The sequence below is a fragment of the Niallia sp. 03133 genome (genome assembly GCF_052663225.1).
In genome coordinates, this window is sequence record NZ_JBQTCY010000006.1 from 87,041 (window position 1) to 105,667 (window position 18,627).

Here is an 18,627-nt window from a genome sequence, read left to right on the forward strand (position 1 = left end):
GGAAGGTTCACTTTATAATGTTTTAACTGACCAAATTATGTGAAGATCGTCCCCTTTTTTAATAGGGGTTAAAAATGTTGCCTTTTCCCCATTTCTTTTTAATTCAAACGTACCGTTATTTGTTTTAGGCATATCTATTTGCACATAGGCAAATAAATCTTGGAATAAAAAACCTTCAAATGGTTTTTGCTCAATTATTATGTCATCATGATCAAAAACTGTATCTTTCATGGAAAGAATTTGATTTTTTCTTTTAAATTGAGCCAACTGCTTTGATAAAGTCAGTTTTTTTCCATTGAAGGTGATAGGAATGACTTGATACATTAATACCTGTTTTAGTTCTGCCAACTCTTGTACAGTTGGAGATTTTCTTTTTTCGATGGTTATTTCATCTTCATGATCAAAAGTATAAGTTAATTTAGCTCGGATGCAATTGCGAAGAACTTTCCCAGAAAAGGAAGGAATCACTGTCTCCTTTCCATTTATTTTTACAGTGAATGGCTTTAATTCTGCAAGAAGATCATACAATTGCAAGGAAACCAGCAATTCCTGAATCGTAGAGGCAAATGTATATTCTATTGCATCTCTATCCTGTATCCATGTATCTTGCGTCACTGCTTCTCCATTTCTTAATATAGATGCATCCACTTTATATTTTTTTCCGTTGATTTTAATCGTTTTTTCGGTTAGATTATCTAACAAATCCTTCATTTGAATATTTGCAGCAGTACCGTCTTTCCCTTTGGCAACGGTTAATGCTTCTCCATTTTCAATCGGATCATCTAATGAACACTCTATCCCATTTCTGGTAATGACAGGTGCTTGACCATGAGTTCCTGGTATCGTTATTTTTTGATTATTTAACGAGATAATCATCGCATTGCCTGGTTTTCCATATAATTTATTTAATCTCAATCCAGATGCTAGCAGGCAGTCCCAGACGGTTAATTTATTTACTTCAAATAAACGCACAGGCTGTTCATTTACATAAACAGTTTTATATTGAACAGGAGATCTTCCTGCTGTAATCGCTATTCCAATAGGAGTAACTAATTCTGGGCCCTTTAGAACGGAGGTTTTAAAGCTTAAGTTAGGAATAGCGTCAATCCCCCTAATGGCAACGCGGTTAATTGGCAAATCGAGCATTTCAGCAATTTTCTGCTGAAGAGCCGGCGTTTGGCTCCCTCCGCCAACAAGCATCACGGCTTTCGGCGATTTATGGTTGTTAAGTGCGAGAATTTCTCTGCATATGCTGTCAGCAAGTTTATCCAATGCAATAGATATATGCTTAATTACTTCTTCTCTATGCAATTCAGAAGTAAACCCTAAAATATCTGTAACAGTAATAAAATCTTGATTAGACAATTCCTTTTTAGCTGCTTCAGCAAGAGGGAAATCTAATAAATACTGGTCGCTTATTGCTTCTGTAATTTCATCCCCAGCTATTGGAACCATGCCATATGCAATGACTGTTCCTAAATCAGTAATAGCAATATCAGACGTCCCGGCGCCAATATCAACTAAAGCCACATTTAATCTGCGCATAGATGGGGGAATAAGTACATTTATGGCGGCAATTGGCTCAAGTGTTAATGCTTCCATTTCTAAATCAGCCCGCTGCAAGGCAGCAATTAAAGATTCCACTACAACTTTTGGAAGAAATGTTGCAATTATTTCGACGGTGGCACTGCCGCCTTGTTGATCGATTAAATTTCCTATTTCTTGATCATCTAATAAATATCGCAAGACAGAATAGCCAACACAATAATAGAACTGACTTTTTTCTTGATTGTTTCTTTCTGCAACAGAACTTTGTGCAGTTTGAACGGCTGTAAGTTCCATATGCAATATATCCTGTTTCGCAATCATAGGCTTTCCTTCCATTTCTGCTGAAAAGAAAGCTTTTTCAGTTTTTAGTGCACGCCCAGCTGCGGCAACACAGACTTTATGTAATGGACCGTGTTTTTTTTCTAGCTGTTTTTTTATTTCGATAATAACTTTTGAAACTGCCATAATATCGTGTATTTGTCCATCTAACATGGCTCGTTCTGTATGTTCAATGGAAACAATTTCTACAACATGATATTTTTCCTCTTCTTTTTCTAATATAATTCCAACTACAGAGCGAGTTCCAATATCTAAAGCGAATAATTTTTCTTTATTCTGCAAAGAAAGCACCTTCTTCATTATATAAAAATTGTAAAAATAGGATAAAGTGAACCTTTCCATTAGTGGGGGTTTTCTTCATCCCCCACTGATGGTTAGTTGAACTTATCGGGCCTTAACGGGCAGTTATCCCCCACCTCGATTTCTAGGCATCCTCGAGGTGGTGGGGGGCTTACTGCCCGTTAAGAGTGGGATAAAAAATTAAACAATAACACTTTAACGCTTAAAAGCGTTTAATTATTAAAGAAAATTAGTGACAAGGTAAAAAAGATGATTTATAATTAACCCAATTACAAGAAATGTAACACATTTTTATATGTCAATAAAGAATATTGAAAATTTGTCAAATAGAACCGCAGTATAATAAAGTTTTTCTATTTTGACAGGAGAAAAAGGATGGGATATTGGTGAGTAATATAGAGTTGGATGAACTGCGCAATCGTGTAGATGAATTAAACTTAGAAATTCTAGAAAAAATTAATGAACGAGCTGCACTTGTACAAGAAATTGCACAAGCAAAAGTGACACATGGAGCACATCGCTACGATCCAGTTCGTGAAAGAAAAATGCTGGATAATATATTAGATAAAAATAACGGTCCATTTGATAATTCCACAGTTGCTCATTTATTTAAACAAATATTCAAAGCTGGTTTGCAATTGCAGCAGGATGATGACAGCAAAGCATTATTAGTGTCGCGTAAAAAGAAACCAGAAGATACAATTATCGATCTTAAAGGAACAAAAATAGGGGATGGAGTGCCAAAATTTGTATTTGGACCGTGTTCTGTTGAGTCATATGAGCAGGTTGCTAAAGTAGCAGAGTCCGTAAAAGCGAAAGGATTAACTTTATTGCGCGGAGGTGCATTCAAACCGAGAACATCGCCATATGATTTCCAAGGCTTAGGTGTGGAAGGCTTAAAAATATTAAAACGTGTGGCTGATGAGTATGATTTATCTGTTATTAGTGAAATTGTAAGCCCAGAACATATTGAAGAAGCTTTAGATTATATTGATGTTATTCAAATTGGTGCACGCAATATGCAGAATTTCGAATTATTGAAAGCAGCAGGGAGTGTGAAAAAACCAATCCTTTTAAAAAGAGGGTTAGCTGCAACAATCGAAGAATTTATTAATGCTGCTGAATATATTATTTCACAAGGTAATGATCAAATCATGCTGTGTGAACGGGGAATCCGCACATATGAGCGTGCAACAAGAAATACATTAGACATTTCTGCTGTGCCGATTTTAAAACAAGAAACACATCTTCCTGTTTTTGTTGATGTGACACACTCTACTGGAAGAAAAGATTTGCTGCTTCCATGTGCAAAAGCTGCGCTGGCTATTGGTGCTGATGGAGTAATGGCAGAAGTTCATCCAGATCCGGCTGTAGCACTGTCTGATTCTGCACAACAAATGGATTTAAACCAATTTGATGAATTTTATAATGCTATCAAAGCAACGCCATTTATTAAAGCATAATTGGAGTATTTCGAATCTATTTAGATTTATATAAAGCATAGGTTTGTCTCTTTCTTAGTTGGGAGGGTAAGCCTATGCTTTTTAATTGCTTCCTAAAGTTTAATTGAATTATCTTATAAAGTGAACTTTTCATCAGTGGGGTTTTCTTCATTCCCCACTGGTGGAAAGCTTTCGGTCCACAGGAAGTGGCGGCCTTAGTTTGTGTACCTCCCTCGGACCTTTACGTGCAGTTATCCCCCACCTAGCTCCTCGATCCCTCAGCATCTTGAGGTGGGGATATTACTGCCCGTTAAGAGTGGGATAAAAGGGGAGTGCAGTGGGGAAAATAGCAGCTGCATTTTTTATTGTTTTTTTCTGATACCGAAGTAAAATGCTTCTAATTTATCAATATAAATAGGAGAAAATTAGGGGGATTACTTTAAAAAGTAAAAAAAGTAGTTATTTTTGAAAAAAAATGAAAGCTTGTCATTGCGGCATTTGTAACGTTATCGTATGATTAAATACATAATTAGACAAGATTAGCTAAATTGAGACACGGTAAAATGATTAGTTTTTAGCTACTTGCTGCAAAATAACTAAAAGGTATGGATGAATAGAAGGAGTGATTAAAATCATGAATATAACAATATACGATGTTGCAAGAGAAGCAAGTGTATCAATGGCAACTGTTTCAAGAGTAGTTAATGGAAATCCGAATGTAAAACCAGCAACAAGAAAAAAGGTACTAGAAGTGATTGATCGATTAGGTTATCGACCAAATGCTGTTGCCCGTGGTTTAGCAAGTAAAAAGACGACTACTGTCGGTGTGGTTATTCCTGATATATCGAGTACATTTTATGCAGAACTTGCTAGAGGAATTGAAGATATTGCTACCATGTACAAATATAATATTATCTTAAGCAACTCAGATCAAAATAAAGATAAAGAGCTTCATTTATTAAATACGATGCTTGGGAAGCAAGTGGATGGCATTGTATTCATGGGAGCCAATATTACGGAAGAGCATGTGCAAGAATTTGAAAAATCTCCTGTTCCGATTGTATTAGCTGCAAGTATTGAAGAAAGCCGTAAAATTTCTTCCGTAAATATAGATTATGCTCAAGCAACTTTTGATGCAGTTACTTCCTTTATTACAAAAGGCCATAAAGTTATTGCATTAGTACTTGGAAATTTAGAAGAGCCCATCAACTCCCATGAAAAGCTGGCTGGCTATAAAAAAGCTCTTGAAGAAGCTGGCATTGCCTTTGATGAAAATTTAGTCATTGAAGGAGATTATACGTATGAATCTGGTTTAGAGGCTTTTGATAAGTTAATGGAGCAAGCGTTTAAGCCTACTGCTATATTCGTTGGATCCGATGAGATGGCAATTGGTGTCATTCATGGAGCAGAGGATAAAGGATATAATGTTCCGGAGGATTTTGAAATTATCAGCTCAGATAATACAAAGCTTACTTTAATGGTTAGACCACAGTTAACGACTATTGTTCAGCCATTATATGATATTGGGGCTGTAGCAATGCGACTTTTAACAAAATACATGAATAAAGAAACAGTAGAGGATGGCATTGTTGTACTTCCACACCGTATAGAAGAACGTGCTTCTACAAAGTAAAGAAGGAACCGGTGCAATAGCTGACTGTTTGGTGTGTTTATCATACGAAGGCAGCTGTTCATCATCTTATGCTAAAAAAAACGCTTGGATTTCTAAAATCCAAGCGTTTTTAGCTGTTATAAAATTTACTGATTGACTTATTTACCTTCAAACATTCTACCTTATGGGGTGTTTTCTTCACTGTTATTTTCAGAAGGTTGATTTTGACTATCTTCTTGTTTATTGTCTTCTGGCTTATTTTGGCCGCTGTCCTCTGATGTAGTTTCTTCCTTTTTATCTTTATTTGCAGTATTTTTTTCTTTATCTTTACCCTGCTCTTTTTCTTTATCGGTTTCAGAAGACTTATCCTCTTTTTTAGGTTCTTCTTTTTTTTGCCCGATTGTTACTACATTAGAAGAAGAGGACTCTCTTCCTGCGATATCTACAGCATTGACGGTATAGGAGCCATTGCCGCCTTTAAATTCAAGCGATTCTCCAGATTTAATACTGGCTACCTTTTTGCCTTCTTTGTAAACTCTGTAGCCGACAATATCATTTTCACTATGTGGTGACCACGATACACCGTCCCCTTTTTGAACAATTTTTAATGCAACCGGGGTTTTTCCGTTATCCGATATCTTGTCTGTAGGTATCGCTACTTTATCCCATTTTGGGTTATTCTGAACGAGATTGCTCGGATCAGATACGGTAATGCCGAATAGTTTTTCGATGTAATCAGGATTCAACATTAAACCAGAATAAGCAAATTCGCTTGGAGTAGAATCTAAAGCCATATATTTTTTCTCTCCAATTTGGACGATCTTTCCATTCGTTAAGCTGTCATCTGTTTTATTCGGAACACTCCCAGATTTAAATAAATCTGTAGTCACGAGACCAGCTTTAGAACAGCCCTCTGAAGGCAGTAATCCAGATACTGAACATATAGACCTTCTGACAATTCCCCCAGGCATCTGAAAGCGCTCAGATGGATCTACTAGCTTAGCGTCTGCATCGTAAGCTGCATTCATTAGATCCGCCCAAAGATAAATATTCCTCATTCCGTAAGATATGCCTTTATAAGTTAGATCAAGTGCTTTTGGCGTATCATAGCCAATCCATACCCCAAATGAAACATTTGGATTTGTTGCAACAAACCAAGAATCATCATAATTTTGGCCAGTTCCAGTTTTGCCGGCCCAATCTGATTGGAATTTTAATCGATTTCTTAATGATGTTGCAGTACCTTGACTAATAACATCCCGCATCATATCCAGTGTTAAATAAGCTGTTTGTGGACTGAATACTTTCACAGGATCAGCTTTATGCTTATAAATGACTTTGCCGTTTTTATCCATGATTTTGTCAATCATATAGGCATCAACGAATTCGCCGCTGTTGGCAAATGTTCCAAATGCATTGGTGTTTTCTTCTACTGTTACACCTTTCTCTAATGCTCCTAATGCAGTCGCTCTGTTGGTATAGTCTTCCTCTTGAAGAGATGTAAAGCCCATTTTTTCTAAATAGGCTGCCGGTTTTTGTGGCAGTATATCCGTATAGGCTTTCACTGCAGGAACGTTATACGATTTAGTCAGTGCGTATCTAGCGGTAACTAAACCATGGTATTGCTTATCATAGTTTAATGGCCATGGTCTGCTTGCAGCTGGATTTAAACGCAGCGGAACATCTGGCAAGACCGATCCAGGAGATAATGTTCCCAATTCAATGGAAGGTGCATAAACAAGCAATGGCTTCATAGTGGAACCATTTGGACGAGTAGAGCTGGTTGCGTGATTCGTTGCTTCACGTTTATGATTCCGCCCTCCAACGAAGCTGATTATTTTGCCTGTTTTGTTTTCAATTAAAACAGCACCTGTTTCAACTTGTTCTGCTTTGGTTATCATTTTGCCTGATGCCGGATCTTTAACCAATTGATTTTTGTCTGTCCCATAGTATGGGAAATTCTTTGCAACAGTTTGCATTTTATCGTAAATTTTCTTATTAATAGTGCTGTGTATCTCATAGCCGTTTTGATGAATTTGACGATCAGCAAGAGTTGTATATTGTTCTCGTAAAATAGCATCCTTGTCTAAATCTTTTTTCTTGTACCCATCCTCTTTTGCGAGCATTTCTGCTATTATCTCAACCGATCTTTTTTGTATTTCATAAGTTAGCCATGGATATTTTTGAATAGGACTGTCTTTAGGTGAAATAAAATCCTTTGCGATATTATAATTGATTGCTTTTTCATATTCTTTTTTTGTGATTTTTTCTTGATCATACATTCTTTTTAAGACGGTTTTCATCCTAGATAAACCTGGATCTAAATTTTTCTTTACTTTTCCATCTTGTGTAAAAGGAGTATATCCGAATGGACTTTGTGGCAATCCGGCAATAAATGCTGCTTGAGGCAAGGTCAGCTTCTTAACATCTACACCAAATATGCCATTAGCTGCGGCTTGTACACCAGCAATATTACGGCCAGATGAATTTCTTCCAAATGTAGAAACGTTTAAGTATGCTTCTAAAATTTCTGGCTTATCAAAAAACTTTTCCAATCGAAGAGCAAGTAAAATTTCTTTTGCTTTTCGTTCGAATGAAACTTCATTCGTTAATATTTGGTTTTTTATAAGCTGCTGTGTTAAAGTGCTTCCTCCAGACTGGCTCGAAGTATTTGCTACTTCTTGGAATAAGGCGCGCATAATGGATTTAGGAACTACTCCATCATGTTCATAAAAATATTGATCTTCTGTAGCCACAACGGCATTAATTAAAAATGGAGAAACATCTTTTATTTTTACTTCTTCTCTTTCCAAATCTGTCGGCAGTTTTCCTAAGTAAACATTGTCGGCAAAATATAATTCAGATGTCTCTTCGTAATTGTAAATTTCTTTTTTCATTGTTTTATATGAACGAATCGGTTCATCCTTTACTAAAGAGGCAAAATAGCCCGCTCCTATACCGGCAGCAAATCCTCCGCCAATTAATAGGATAATAATAAATAGTAAAACAATATTCCACGTTACTTCATATGTAAGACGTGCACCTTTGACTGTTTTTTTATCCCGAAAGAAGTTTAAGAATAACTCTACAAAATTATTCCACTTCTGTTTAGTATTCATTCGTATCAATCCCCCTAAAATCACATACATTATAGCATAAAGGAGAAGGGGAATTCGATTCTTTTCGCAAAAGCATTTGACATATATCTGGTTTTTATGATAAAAATAAGTCAACTATATATGGATTCGTTATTGTGTTGACAGGAATAAGTAGTTCTTTTATCACTATTTTAGAGAGCCGTTGGTTGGTGGAAAATGGCATAAATAAAAGAATGAATTACCTCCTTGAGCATTCACTGGGAACTTTTTTTAATAGTAGCAGTGAACGGGATATGCCGTTATCTTTTTAAGTGGAGAAAATTTATTTCTCAATTAGGGTGGTACCGCGCTTATTGGCGTCCCTGCATGTAGATGCAGGGGCTTTTTGTTGTTTGGAGAAATTATTTTCCAGTGGATAAAATAACGATAATATAGCAATGAGAAAAATACGCTACTTCACATACTGGAGGAAAATAAAATGAATTTATTAGAAGATTTGCACTGGAGAGGCATTGTATATCAACAAACAGATGAGGAAGGCTTAAAGGAACAACTGAATTCAGGTATGACTTCGCTGTACTGTGGAGTAGATCCAACAGCGGACAGTATGCATATCGGACATCTTTTGCCATTTCTTACATTAAGACGCTTTCAAAATGCTGGACATCGTCCGATTGTGCTAGTAGGAGGAGCTACTGGACTGATTGGAGACCCAAGCGGAAAAAGTGAAGAAAGGAAATTGCAGACGCTTGATGTCATTGGACATAATGTAAAGTGTTTACAGGGGCAATTAGAAAGAATTTTTGATTTTGAAGGGAAAAATGGCGCTGTAATGGTAAATAACTATGACTGGGCAGGGTCAATGGATATCGTAACGTTTTTACGTGATTATGGAAAGCATATCGGCATTAACTATATGTTGGCCAAAGATACAATTGCGTCCCGTTTAGAAACTGGCATTTCCTTTACAGAGTTCACATATACCATTCTTCAGGCGATAGATTTCATGCATTTATATAAAAATCATGATTGTAAGCTGCAAATTGGCGGAAGTGACCAATGGGGCAATATTACAAGTGGATTAGAGCTAATTAGAAAAACGATGCCAGAGGGGGCAAAAGCATACGGATTTACGATTCCGCTTGTAACAAAAGCAGATGGCACTAAATTCGGCAAAACGGAAAGTGGAGCTATATGGCTAGACCCTGAAAAAACAACACCGTATGAATTTTATCAATTTTGGATCAACACAGCAGATGCTGACGTTGTGAAATACTTAAAATTCTTTACTTTCTTATCAAAAGAAGAGATTGAAGAATTAGAAGCTACTGTTATAGAAGCACCGCATTTACGCAAAGCTCAAAAAAGATTAGCTGAAGAGATGACAAAATTAATTCATGGAGAGTCTGCACTAGAACAGGCTCAAAAAATAACGGAAGCCTTATTCAGCGGGGATATCAAAAATTTGACTGCTGAAGAAATTAAACAAGGTTTTAAAGATGTACCAACATATGAGCATAAAGAAGGAGACGTTGTTTTAGTCGATTTGCTTGTAGCAGCAGGTATCGTCTCTTCTAAACGTCAATCCAGAGAAGATGTAACAAATGGAGCTGTTTATATTAATGGAGAACGCAAACAAGCGTTGGATTATATTTTAACAGCAGAGGATCGTATTGAAGACCAGTTTACAGTTGTTCGCCGAGGTAAGAAAAAATACTTTTTAATCAAATATTAAATAATGCAAATTTAAAATGTTAAAAGACGAACTGTTAACTTTATAGAAATTGGAAATGCCCTTCTGAATAGCGTCAAAATACGCTATTCAGAAGGGCATTATTTTGTTTTAGATGGTAAATAGATGTAATGTCATTTTTTTAGAATTATTCCACTATATAAAAAACAAAATAAGTTGTGTTTATTTGAGGTAATAAACGGGAGGTGTAAAATATGGAAAAAAATGAAACTAACAATACGAATGTAGCCGGAAGAATCTACAGTGCAAAAGATTATCATAAAAGTGATGAAGTATCAAAGGGGTTTGCACAAACTCATGAACAAGCCAGTGATACAATGACAGTAGGTACAATTGACGGAGTGATGGAAAATGTGGCAGGAAAAGATATACCGCTGCAAAAAGATAGATTGGAAAAAAAGTAAGTTGAAGAATAAAAGCCTGGAAACCAAAAGTTTCCAGGCTTTTATTCATATTATTAACAAAGTTTCTATTAACGAGAGTAGAACTCAACGATAAGAGCTTCGTTAATTTCTGCTGGCAATTCAGAACGTTCAGGTAAACGAGTAAATGAACCTTCTAATTTATCAGCATCAAATGTTAAGAAATCAGGTACGAAGTTATTTACTTCTACTGCTTCTTTTACAACATCTAGGTTAAGAGATTTTTCACGTAAAGTGATTGTTTGACCAGCTTTTAAACGGTATGATGGGATATCAACACGAGATCCATCAACTAAAATGTGGCCATGGTTTACAAGCTGACGTGCTTGACGACGAGTGCGAGCAAATCCTAAACGGTAAACAACGTTATCAAGGCGAGTTTCTAAAAGTGCCATGAAGTTTTCACCATGTTTACCTGGCATTTTGCCAGCGATATCAAATAAATTACGGAATTGGCGCTCATTTACACCATACATATGACGTAATTTTTGTTTTTCTTGTAATTGTAAACCGTATTCTGATAATTTTTTACGTTGGTTTGGACCATGTTGTCCTGGTGCGTAAGGGCGTTTATCTAACTCCTTACCAGTACCACTTAATGAAATGCCTAAACGGCGGGACAGTTTCCAGCTTGGACCTGTATATCGAGCCATAATTGACTCCTCCTTCATGTTTTTATTTGGTAAAATAAAAACAGATGCAACAGCATTCATGTCCATTTTATCTTCATGTACCTTCGCCCTAGCAGCCAAGGGTTACACAATACACCATCAATCAATAAATTGAGGAACAAAATGAAACAAAAAGCTTTTAACATATGCTGCAATATTTTACACAAAGAATATTATATGTTTTTATATAATGAAAAGTCAAGTATAGTTTTTTCCAAATGTTCGTTTCTTTGTACAAAAACTTAGAGATGGATGAAAAAAAAATTATTTTTTAACCCGATTTTCTTACCATATGCTATAATAAAACTATTATTTTTTTATAAGATTTAGATTATTTTCTTTCCATTTTACTCTTTCACCTAGATGTTTTTACAGAAGCACTTATTTCTTATGGAACCATATAACAGGAAGTTCTTCCTAATTACTCCTTCAGTGTGCATATGATAGAAAAACAACATTCATTTCATTGGATAGAAAAAAATCCCCTTTCGATTAAATGAATACAACTTCGAATTCAGCAATTTTTAAATTTCAATTTTTGAGGATTTAACATAAAAACTTAGGTGTTTTCAGAATAACTAGTTGCATTTTCTACTTGGAAAAATTCATGGAAGACAAGGTTATGGTTATAACCAGATCCTGTTAAGGAATGTTTCCTGCCACAGGGAAAAGAAATACATATATTATAGAAACGCGTTTTCAAAGTTCCATAACAAGAAGCTTCAACAGATGCTAAAATGTATCTGGATAAATCAAATAAGAACGTAAAAATTTTTTTCCAGTGAACGATCTAATTGTTCGCAGAAACAGCATGCCTTCGCTAATAGCGTTCCATGACATTTCTGAATAGGAAATATAATAGGTAAAAAAATTTGATTCAAATAGTAAGGTGAATTAGGTGATGAATAGATGGACATGCTAGGCCACCAAATAATTTTAAAAATAAAAAGTCGCTTTTTTGATATTGTTGATTCGGAAAGTCACAATTTAAACTATGAACAATTGCTTTCTGAAATGTTATCTATCATAAAAAATGTATTAAATGTAAATGAGGTAGCTTTATTTAGCTGCAAAGAATGGAACGATCATTGGATGGTAGAAGCATCGACTGCAGTTTCTAATGATTATCCTATTCTTCCTAATACAATGGAAATGAAAAATTTGCTGGCAAGTCAAAAGGTTCATCGGAAACCAAATTCTATAGAAGTACTTAGAGGCTATGATTTATTATTGCCTTTAAAAAAGCAAAATGATGTGCAAAATTTTTTCATTATAAAGACAAATAAGGAATCATTAGAAGATAAATATAGTGATAAATTGTTGGAAGTGCTAATCAGGGAAAGTAGTTTTTTTCTTTATAAAGTGCAAAGTTTAATAAAGATTGTTTTAGAAGAAAAAAGGTACAGACAATTATTCCGAGTTACGGAAAAGTTCCATTCTTCTATGAATATGGAAGGGATACTTGGTGAAATCATTTATACACTGCAGGAAGTCTATCCAACGTTTACGTACTATCTGCTCCTCTCTCATGACAATAATAGTCATAGTGACTTGCCAATAAAGGATTTAGAATATGACAGTGAAAATATTTCTGCCATGCAAGCATATGTTACAGGATTTATTCAATTTGAAAACTCTAAAGAAGAAAGAAGATCGATTCTCTACGCCCCTTTAAAAGGGAAACAAGGAGTTTATGGTGTGCTGCAAGTTATTGCACCCAACACATTAAATTTTCCGAAAAATGAAGTGGAATTTATTACATTATTAGCAAATACAGCAGGCGGTGCATTAGAAAATGCACAGTTATATCAACAATCTAAAAAGTTAGTTTCAGATTTACAGTTGATTAATGAGACTTCACATCGTTTAAATTCTAACTTACGTTTAACAGAGATGATGACATATATGTCTGAAAGAATATCATCAAGTTTTGATGCAGATGAAGTAGGCTTTATCCTTTTTTCTTCAGAGTCAAGTGCTACAACTGTACTAGCTGGAAGTACTGCCTTTTTTCATACAAGGGAAGCGGCAAAATATATTCGATATTTCAAACAAAAAATTAAAGAGGAAAAAGATTCTTTGTTTTTAGGTGATTTTTTTATTGAAGCAAAGGAAGACGTAAAGTATAAATCCATTATGGCTGTGCCGATGATGCAAACAGGTACGTTAAAAGGGTTTTCTATCGTTATGCATCCGGAAGCCTATCACTTTTCATTTGATACATTTAAGTTATTGCAATCATTAATACATCATTCTACATTGGCATTAACTAATTCCATGTTAAGAGAAGAATTAGAAAAATTAGTTGTAACCGATCATCTCACAAAATTATTCTCGAGAAATTTTCTTGATGAAAAAATTCATTATTCTTTAAAAAAAGACAAAGAAGGAACATTCATTCTTATTGATATTGATGATTTTAAAGCGGTAAATGATACATACGGTCATCAGGTAGGAGACGAAATAATTATTCATGTAGCCAATATCATAATGGATAATATAAGAGGCACTGATATTGGAGCTAGATGGGGCGGTGAGGAATTAGCCATCTATTTGCCAAAGGTTCCCCTTTCTGCAGGAATTATTATTGCTGAAAGACTTGTATCGAAAGTGAGAGAAACTTCCTCTCCATCTGTCACTATTTCATGTGGTGTATCCTATTGGAATAAAGAGCAGGAGGATAATTATAATGCTATTTTTAAACGGGCGGATAAAGCACTGTATGTGGCGAAGGAAACAGGGAAGGATAGAATTGTAGTTCAGGATAGGTATCTTGTCAGCGAATAACCAAACCACATAATATAAACAAGTCTAATTCCAGTTGGAATTAGACTTGTTTTAGGTAGATGGAAAACTAAAGCATATCAAATAAAGTAAACTTCCATCAGTGGGGGGTTGCCGCATCCCCCACTGATGGTTAGTTGCACTTATCGGACCTTTACGGGCAGTTATCCCCCACCTAGCTTCCTTGATTTCTCGGCATCCCCGAGGTGGGGGGCTTACTGCCCGTTAAGAGTGGGATGAAAATATATTATTCTTTATTTTAGAAAATCAACTAAAGCATCTACAAAAAGCTGTAAATATTTTTCATCTATTTCGTCAAAACGGTTTTTTTCAGGAGAATCTATATCAAGAACACCGATTAATGATCCATCTTTTAAAATAGGTATCACAATTTCTGATTCGGAGGCAGCATCACAGGCAATATGACCAGGAAATTGATGTACATCTTCTACACGAATTGTTTTTTTCTTTTCTGCAGCGGTTCCACAAACACCTCTTCCAAATGGAATCCGAACACATGCCGGCAAACCTTGGAAAGGTCCAAGTACCAGCTCTTCATCTTCCACTAAATAAAAGCCAACCCAGTTAATTCGGTCTAAAAATTGATTTAATAGCGCAGCTGCATTAGAAAGATTGGCAATAGCATTGCTTTCTCCTTCAAGAAGGGCTCGCAATTGTTTTATTGTTAATTGATATTGATCTTCTCGATCACCTTTATATGATTCGACTTTAAACATGATAAACACCTAACTTTCTTCATTAACTAAACACATTTTTAGCAAAAAACGCTGAAACAGAAGATACTTTGTCGAGATTCTTTTGAAGGATTGTCTGAATCTAGCAAGAAATTAATATAGAACAGAAAAAAGTTTTTGTAGAACTTATACACTGATACAGATTAATTCTTTTCGAAAAAGCTTATAACTTCTTGAGGTATGAAGATTTAATAATTCAAGCATATATCTAACTTTATAGCAAGAGAAAAGAGGGAGCAAACATGAAAAAAAGTCCAAAGGAAGCCATAATGGAATCCGCAATAACTTTATTTAATCGAAATGGCTATGATGGAACATCTATAAGAGAAATTGCTGGTCATGCAAATGTAAATATTGCCAATATTTCTTATTATTTTAAAGGAAAACACGGCTTGTTAGAATATTGTTTTACAAGCTATTTTGAAAAATATATGGAAATAATGGAACATAGTTATTCCTTGGTTTTATTCAGTGCTACAGAACGATTAAAAAATGTAGTGGAAGCCATTATTGATTTTCAGTGCTCGCATCCTCATTTAACAAGGTTTGTATTAAGAGAAGTTTCCATTGACTCGCAAGTAGTCCGTGAAATCATGTCAACCTATTATGTGAAAGAGCGTTTTTATTTTACAAAAATTTTAGAAGAAGGCATGCGAAAAAAAGAATTTAAAAAACAAACCATTTCATATAGCATTATTCAGCTTAAAAGTTTTTTATCCATGCCATTTCTTCATGCGAACTACTTAACAGAAGTATTGCATGTCTTTTTGCATGAATCTTATTTTATCACAAAATATTTAGGGGAAATTAACAAATGGATTGATGAAGTAATCTGTTTGGATAAAGAATCCTTATCCATTTCCTAACATCTGATCCCATCCTTGTCCTAAGTCCTTTACTTGGTGAGCATCCGATCCATAAATTAATGGTATATCCAGATGTTTTGCTTCTTGAATAATCCAATTAGGCGGATAAGGCTCCTTGCATAAAGGCTTATTTATACCAGCGCCATTATAGTCCAGTTCATAATTCTGCTGTTTTATATTAGCTAATAAAGCACTGATGGTGTGATGATATTCTTTCATGACAGGGAATTTCTTCTGGAATTTATGTACAAGTGTTATATGGCCAATTCGTTTTGGTTTAAAAGGACCTAGATCTGCTGTCAGCGATTTTTCAACGGTTTTAAAATAGCAGTCATAAATAGCTTCTACACTTCCGTAGCGTTGTATCATTTCAGCAAATAAATCAGGACTATAATCTACACAATCATAACCGTTTTCATGTTTTAGAAAGTGGACGCTGAGTATACCATCGTCTAGTTTTTCTCCCCAGATGGATAAAAAGCTTCTTATTTCTTTTTCATAGCCCTCAATATAATCAAGCTCTAGTCCAACATTTACTTTAATCTTTTCCTTATATGAATCTTTTGCAGCCTCTACCTCAGCGATATAATAAGGCAATTTTTCAAGGGACATACTGCTGTCTTTAGTAGGAGTGGTATCCACAAATCCTGCAGGAAGAGGAGCATGTTCTGTAAAAGTTATCTCCTTAAACCCTAATGAAATGGCTTTTTCAATATAATCAGCTAATACATCTTTTGTCCCATGGGGGCAAAAAGAAGTATGGATATGACCATCTTTTTTTAACATAAAACAAATCTTCCTTTCTAATTGGCGGGAACATAAAAATCTCCCTCATTAATTACTTTCTATTTTACAAGAAAAAAGGGAGATGTCTTCATTTTTTCTTTTGAAAAAATGAATTTGCATCATAAGCAAAAAAAATCACTTAAATTCTTTAAAAAATAGCAAATTAATAGTCAAAAAATGTCGGTTACATGGTATCATAAATACAAATGAAAACAACTTTACATACTTTAAGGGGAATGTTTAAAAAGTCACCAAATAATAAGCGTCGAATCTCTTCGTTGGCTTGCTTTACTCACGTATTGTCATAGGTTCTTCAACTAAAAACGCTCACGTCCTGTGAGCAACGTTGAAGTCACCACTTCCTGTGGTAGTCCGTTCCGTTGCTCAAAGCTACGCCGCCTCGACCTTCTTGCTTCTAATTTGTTAACTTTTTGAACAAACATTTTAATATAGATGAATAATAAAATGGTCGGTGTTAGAACAGGGGGCTTCAAATGAATTACATAATCGGAGGAGTAGTCATTATTATATGCCTATTCGTGTCTGGATATTTTATTAAACGGAAATACTATGGAATGGTGGATGAATTGGAATCTTGGAAGATTGATATATTGAATCGGCCAGTGCTGGAAGAGTTATCCAAAGTAAAACAATTAAATATGATCGGACAAACTGAAGAATTGTTTGAGAGCTGGAGAGCAAAATGGGATGACATTGTTACCGTACAATTGCCGGATGTGGAAGAGATGCTTTTTGATACAGAAGAATTTATTGATAAATATAAATTCAAAAAAGCAAAACAGAAGCAAAGTATAATTAGGCAGAAAATGGATAAAATGGAAAAAATAATTGAAACAATGCTGGAGGAATTAAATAATCTTGTCGGCAGTGAAGAAAAAAACCGAACAGAGGTAGAAGCACTTCAGGAAGCCTATAGAGAAAGCAAAAAAACACTATTAGCGCATAGACATACTTTTGGAGAGACGGAAAAGAAATTAGATGCAATGTTAAAAGATGTTGCCAACCTATTAAATGAATATGATGAAAGAACAAATAATGGAGATTATTTAAAAGCAAGAGAGACTGTATTAAAAACCGAAGAGCTGGTTTTACATATTCGTTCATTAATTGAGCATATTCCCCCTTTATTAATTGAATGCCAGTCAAAATTGCCTGAGCAGATTAATGAGTTAAAAGATGGCTATAATGAAATGCTTCAACAAGGGTTTATCCTGGAGCATATTCAATTAGAAACAGAAGTGGAGGAATTGGAGAAAGAGCTTGAATCATGCAATAACTACCTGCGTGAGGGACATGTTGAAAAAATCCAATCCACTATAGCAGAGATCCAGGAAAGATTAGATGTATTATATGATTTACTGGAAAAAGAAGTAATAGCAAAAAATTATTGGAATAAAAATTTAGCTCCTGCAAAGGAAATATTAGGTAGTATCAATGAAGCGAATGACCGTTTACAGACGGAGCTTGGATTGCTTCAAAGAAGTTATCATTTAAACAGTGAAGATGTGGAGCTGCAGTATAAGCTTGAAAAAAGAATAAAACATTTATACAAACAATACGATGTCTTAGAACATAACCTGTTAAATGAAGCGGCAGCACACACCGTTTTAAGCGGAGAATTAAAGATGCTGAAAGAGCAGCTTGAAAGTATATCAGAAGAACAGATAGTTTTATTTGATAAGCTGCATGCATTAAGAAAAGATGAAGTTGCGGCACATGAAAAAATACAAGCGTTAAGCAAGGATATCAGCAAGTCTATACGAATGGTTACAAACAGCAATTTGCCTGGAGTGACAAACGACTATAATCATTTAGTAAATGAAGCAAAAGATAGTATAGCAAAAGTTAAAGCAGTATTGGAAGAAGCCCCGCTTGACATTCCAACGGTACATACTTTTTTGGAGACGGCAGAAAGTAGTGTGTCTTCTTTAATTCATGCAACGTATGAATTAGTAGAAACCGTTTTATTAGCGGAGAAAATAATTCAATATGGCAACAGATACCGCAGCAAATATTTGAAAGTTGCAAGAAGTTTAAATGAAGCGGAAGCTGCTTTTAGGAATTACCAATATAAAGAAGCACTCGAACAGGCGGCTGCAGCAATTGAAGAAGTGGAGCCAGGAAGTATAAAACGTTTGGAAGCATGGATTACTGAACAAACGGAAAAAGAAAATCAATATAGTTAACCAGCTGCATGCTGTTAAAGACAAAGCTGACAGTTGAAGAAGCT

The 18,627-nt window shown here is 35.1% G+C and carries 12 protein-coding genes and 1 other annotated feature; of the genes, 7 read left to right on the forward strand and 5 right to left on the reverse strand.

All coding sequences use genetic code 11. The features are described 5' to 3' along the window. Positions 1-12: 12 nt before the first annotated feature. Positions 13-2,169, reverse strand: coding sequence for a pilus assembly protein PilM (pilM, locus tag ACTYBU_RS10265; RefSeq protein WP_445489428.1), 2,157 nt, complete (start codon positions 2,167-2,169; stop codon positions 13-15). Between the two features lie 404 nt (positions 2,170-2,573). On the opposite strand from pilM, the gene ACTYBU_RS10270 reads away from it, so the two are divergent. Then, complete coding sequence (locus ACTYBU_RS10270) at positions 2,574-3,650, forward strand: bifunctional 3-deoxy-7-phosphoheptulonate synthase/chorismate mutase (protein ID WP_445489430.1); 1,077 nt, start codon at positions 2,574-2,576, stop codon at positions 3,648-3,650. A 613-nt stretch (positions 3,651-4,263) separates the two neighbouring features. Further along, the gene (gene ccpA / locus ACTYBU_RS10275; protein ID WP_445489432.1) at positions 4,264-5,262 is read left to right on the forward strand and encodes a catabolite control protein A; all 999 of its coding nucleotides are present in this window, start codon (positions 4,264-4,266) and stop codon (positions 5,260-5,262) included. Between the two features lie 161 nt (positions 5,263-5,423). Here ccpA and ACTYBU_RS10280 read toward each other — a convergent pair whose 3' ends face one another. Then, positions 5,424-8,360, reverse strand: a complete 2,937-nt coding sequence (locus tag ACTYBU_RS10280; RefSeq protein WP_445489434.1) for a transglycosylase domain-containing protein — start codon at positions 8,358-8,360, stop codon at positions 5,424-5,426. Between the two features lie 128 nt (positions 8,361-8,488). Beyond that, positions 8,489-8,706 (forward strand) — a binding site (T-box leader). Positions 8,707-8,817: 111 nt separating this feature from the next. On the opposite strand from ACTYBU_RS10280, the gene tyrS reads away from it, so the two are divergent. Then, positions 8,818-10,074, forward strand: a complete 1,257-nt coding sequence (gene tyrS, locus ACTYBU_RS10285) for a tyrosine--tRNA ligase (RefSeq protein WP_445489436.1) — start codon at positions 8,818-8,820, stop codon at positions 10,072-10,074. A 212-nt stretch (positions 10,075-10,286) separates the two neighbouring features. Continuing rightward, positions 10,287-10,496: a YozQ family protein gene (locus ACTYBU_RS10290; protein ID WP_445489438.1), complete on the forward strand. Its 210-nt coding sequence runs from the start codon at positions 10,287-10,289 to the stop codon at positions 10,494-10,496. Between the two features lie 68 nt (positions 10,497-10,564). Here the strand turns inward: ACTYBU_RS10290 and rpsD are convergent, their stop codons facing one another. After that, positions 10,565-11,167 carry a 30S ribosomal protein S4 gene (gene rpsD, locus ACTYBU_RS10295; RefSeq protein ID WP_445489683.1) on the reverse strand — a complete coding sequence of 201 codons (603 nt, stop codon included), beginning with the start codon at positions 11,165-11,167 and terminating at the stop codon, positions 10,565-10,567. A 927-nt stretch (positions 11,168-12,094) separates the two neighbouring features. Here rpsD and ACTYBU_RS10300 point away from each other — a divergent pair. Next, positions 12,095-13,972, forward strand: a complete 1,878-nt coding sequence (locus ACTYBU_RS10300) for a diguanylate cyclase domain-containing protein (protein WP_445489440.1) — start codon at positions 12,095-12,097, stop codon at positions 13,970-13,972. 251 nt (positions 13,973-14,223) lie between these two features. Here ACTYBU_RS10300 and ACTYBU_RS10305 read toward each other — a convergent pair whose 3' ends face one another. Further along, positions 14,224-14,706 (reverse strand): GAF domain-containing protein, encoded by a 483-nt coding sequence (locus tag ACTYBU_RS10305; protein ID WP_445489442.1) that lies wholly within the window; start codon positions 14,704-14,706, stop codon positions 14,224-14,226. A 260-nt stretch (positions 14,707-14,966) separates the two neighbouring features. Between ACTYBU_RS10305 and refZ the strand changes: the two genes are divergently transcribed. Next, on the forward strand, positions 14,967-15,590 hold the full coding sequence (gene refZ / locus ACTYBU_RS10310; protein ID WP_445489444.1) for a forespore capture DNA-binding protein RefZ: 624 nt from the start codon (positions 14,967-14,969) through the stop codon (positions 15,588-15,590). Here refZ and hisJ read toward each other — a convergent pair. Beyond that, positions 15,576-16,376, reverse strand: coding sequence for a histidinol-phosphatase HisJ (gene hisJ, locus ACTYBU_RS10315; RefSeq protein WP_445489446.1), 801 nt, complete (start codon positions 16,374-16,376; stop codon positions 15,576-15,578). The two genes, refZ and hisJ, sit on opposite strands and share 15 nt — an antisense overlap. Before the next feature lie 494 nt (positions 16,377-16,870). Here hisJ and ezrA point away from each other — a divergent pair, with 494 nt between their 5' ends. Beyond that, the gene (gene ezrA, locus ACTYBU_RS10320) at positions 16,871-18,583 is read left to right on the forward strand and encodes a septation ring formation regulator EzrA (RefSeq protein ID WP_445489448.1); all 1,713 of its coding nucleotides are present in this window, start codon (positions 16,871-16,873) and stop codon (positions 18,581-18,583) included. The last annotated feature ends 44 nt before the right edge of the window (positions 18,584-18,627 follow it).

Bases quoted from the DNA above. Each gene is read 5' to 3' on its own strand.
- hisJ (WP_445489446.1), bottom strand. From the start codon at position 16,376: ATGTTAAAAAAAGATGGTCATATCCATACTTCTTTTTGCCCCCATGGG.
- refZ (WP_445489444.1), top strand. From the start codon at position 14,967: ATGAAAAAAAGTCCAAAGGAAGCCATAATGGAATCCGCAATAACTTTA.
- ACTYBU_RS10305 (WP_445489442.1), bottom strand. From the start codon at position 14,706: ATGTTTAAAGTCGAATCATATAAAGGTGATCGAGAAGATCAATATCAA.
- ccpA (WP_445489432.1), top strand. From the start codon at position 4,264: ATGAATATAACAATATACGATGTTGCAAGAGAAGCAAGTGTATCAATG.
- ACTYBU_RS10290 (WP_445489438.1), top strand. From the start codon at position 10,287: ATGGAAAAAAATGAAACTAACAATACGAATGTAGCCGGAAGAATCTAC.
- ACTYBU_RS10300 (WP_445489440.1), top strand. From the start codon at position 12,095: ATGGACATGCTAGGCCACCAAATAATTTTAAAAATAAAAAGTCGCTTT.
- ACTYBU_RS10280 (WP_445489434.1), bottom strand. From the start codon at position 8,360: ATGAATACTAAACAGAAGTGGAATAATTTTGTAGAGTTATTCTTAAAC.
- rpsD (WP_445489683.1), bottom strand. From the start codon at position 11,167: ATGGCTCGATATACAGGTCCAAGCTGGAAACTGTCCCGCCGTTTAGGC.
- ezrA (WP_445489448.1), top strand. From the start codon at position 16,871: ATGAATTACATAATCGGAGGAGTAGTCATTATTATATGCCTATTCGTG.
- tyrS (WP_445489436.1), top strand. From the start codon at position 8,818: ATGAATTTATTAGAAGATTTGCACTGGAGAGGCATTGTATATCAACAA.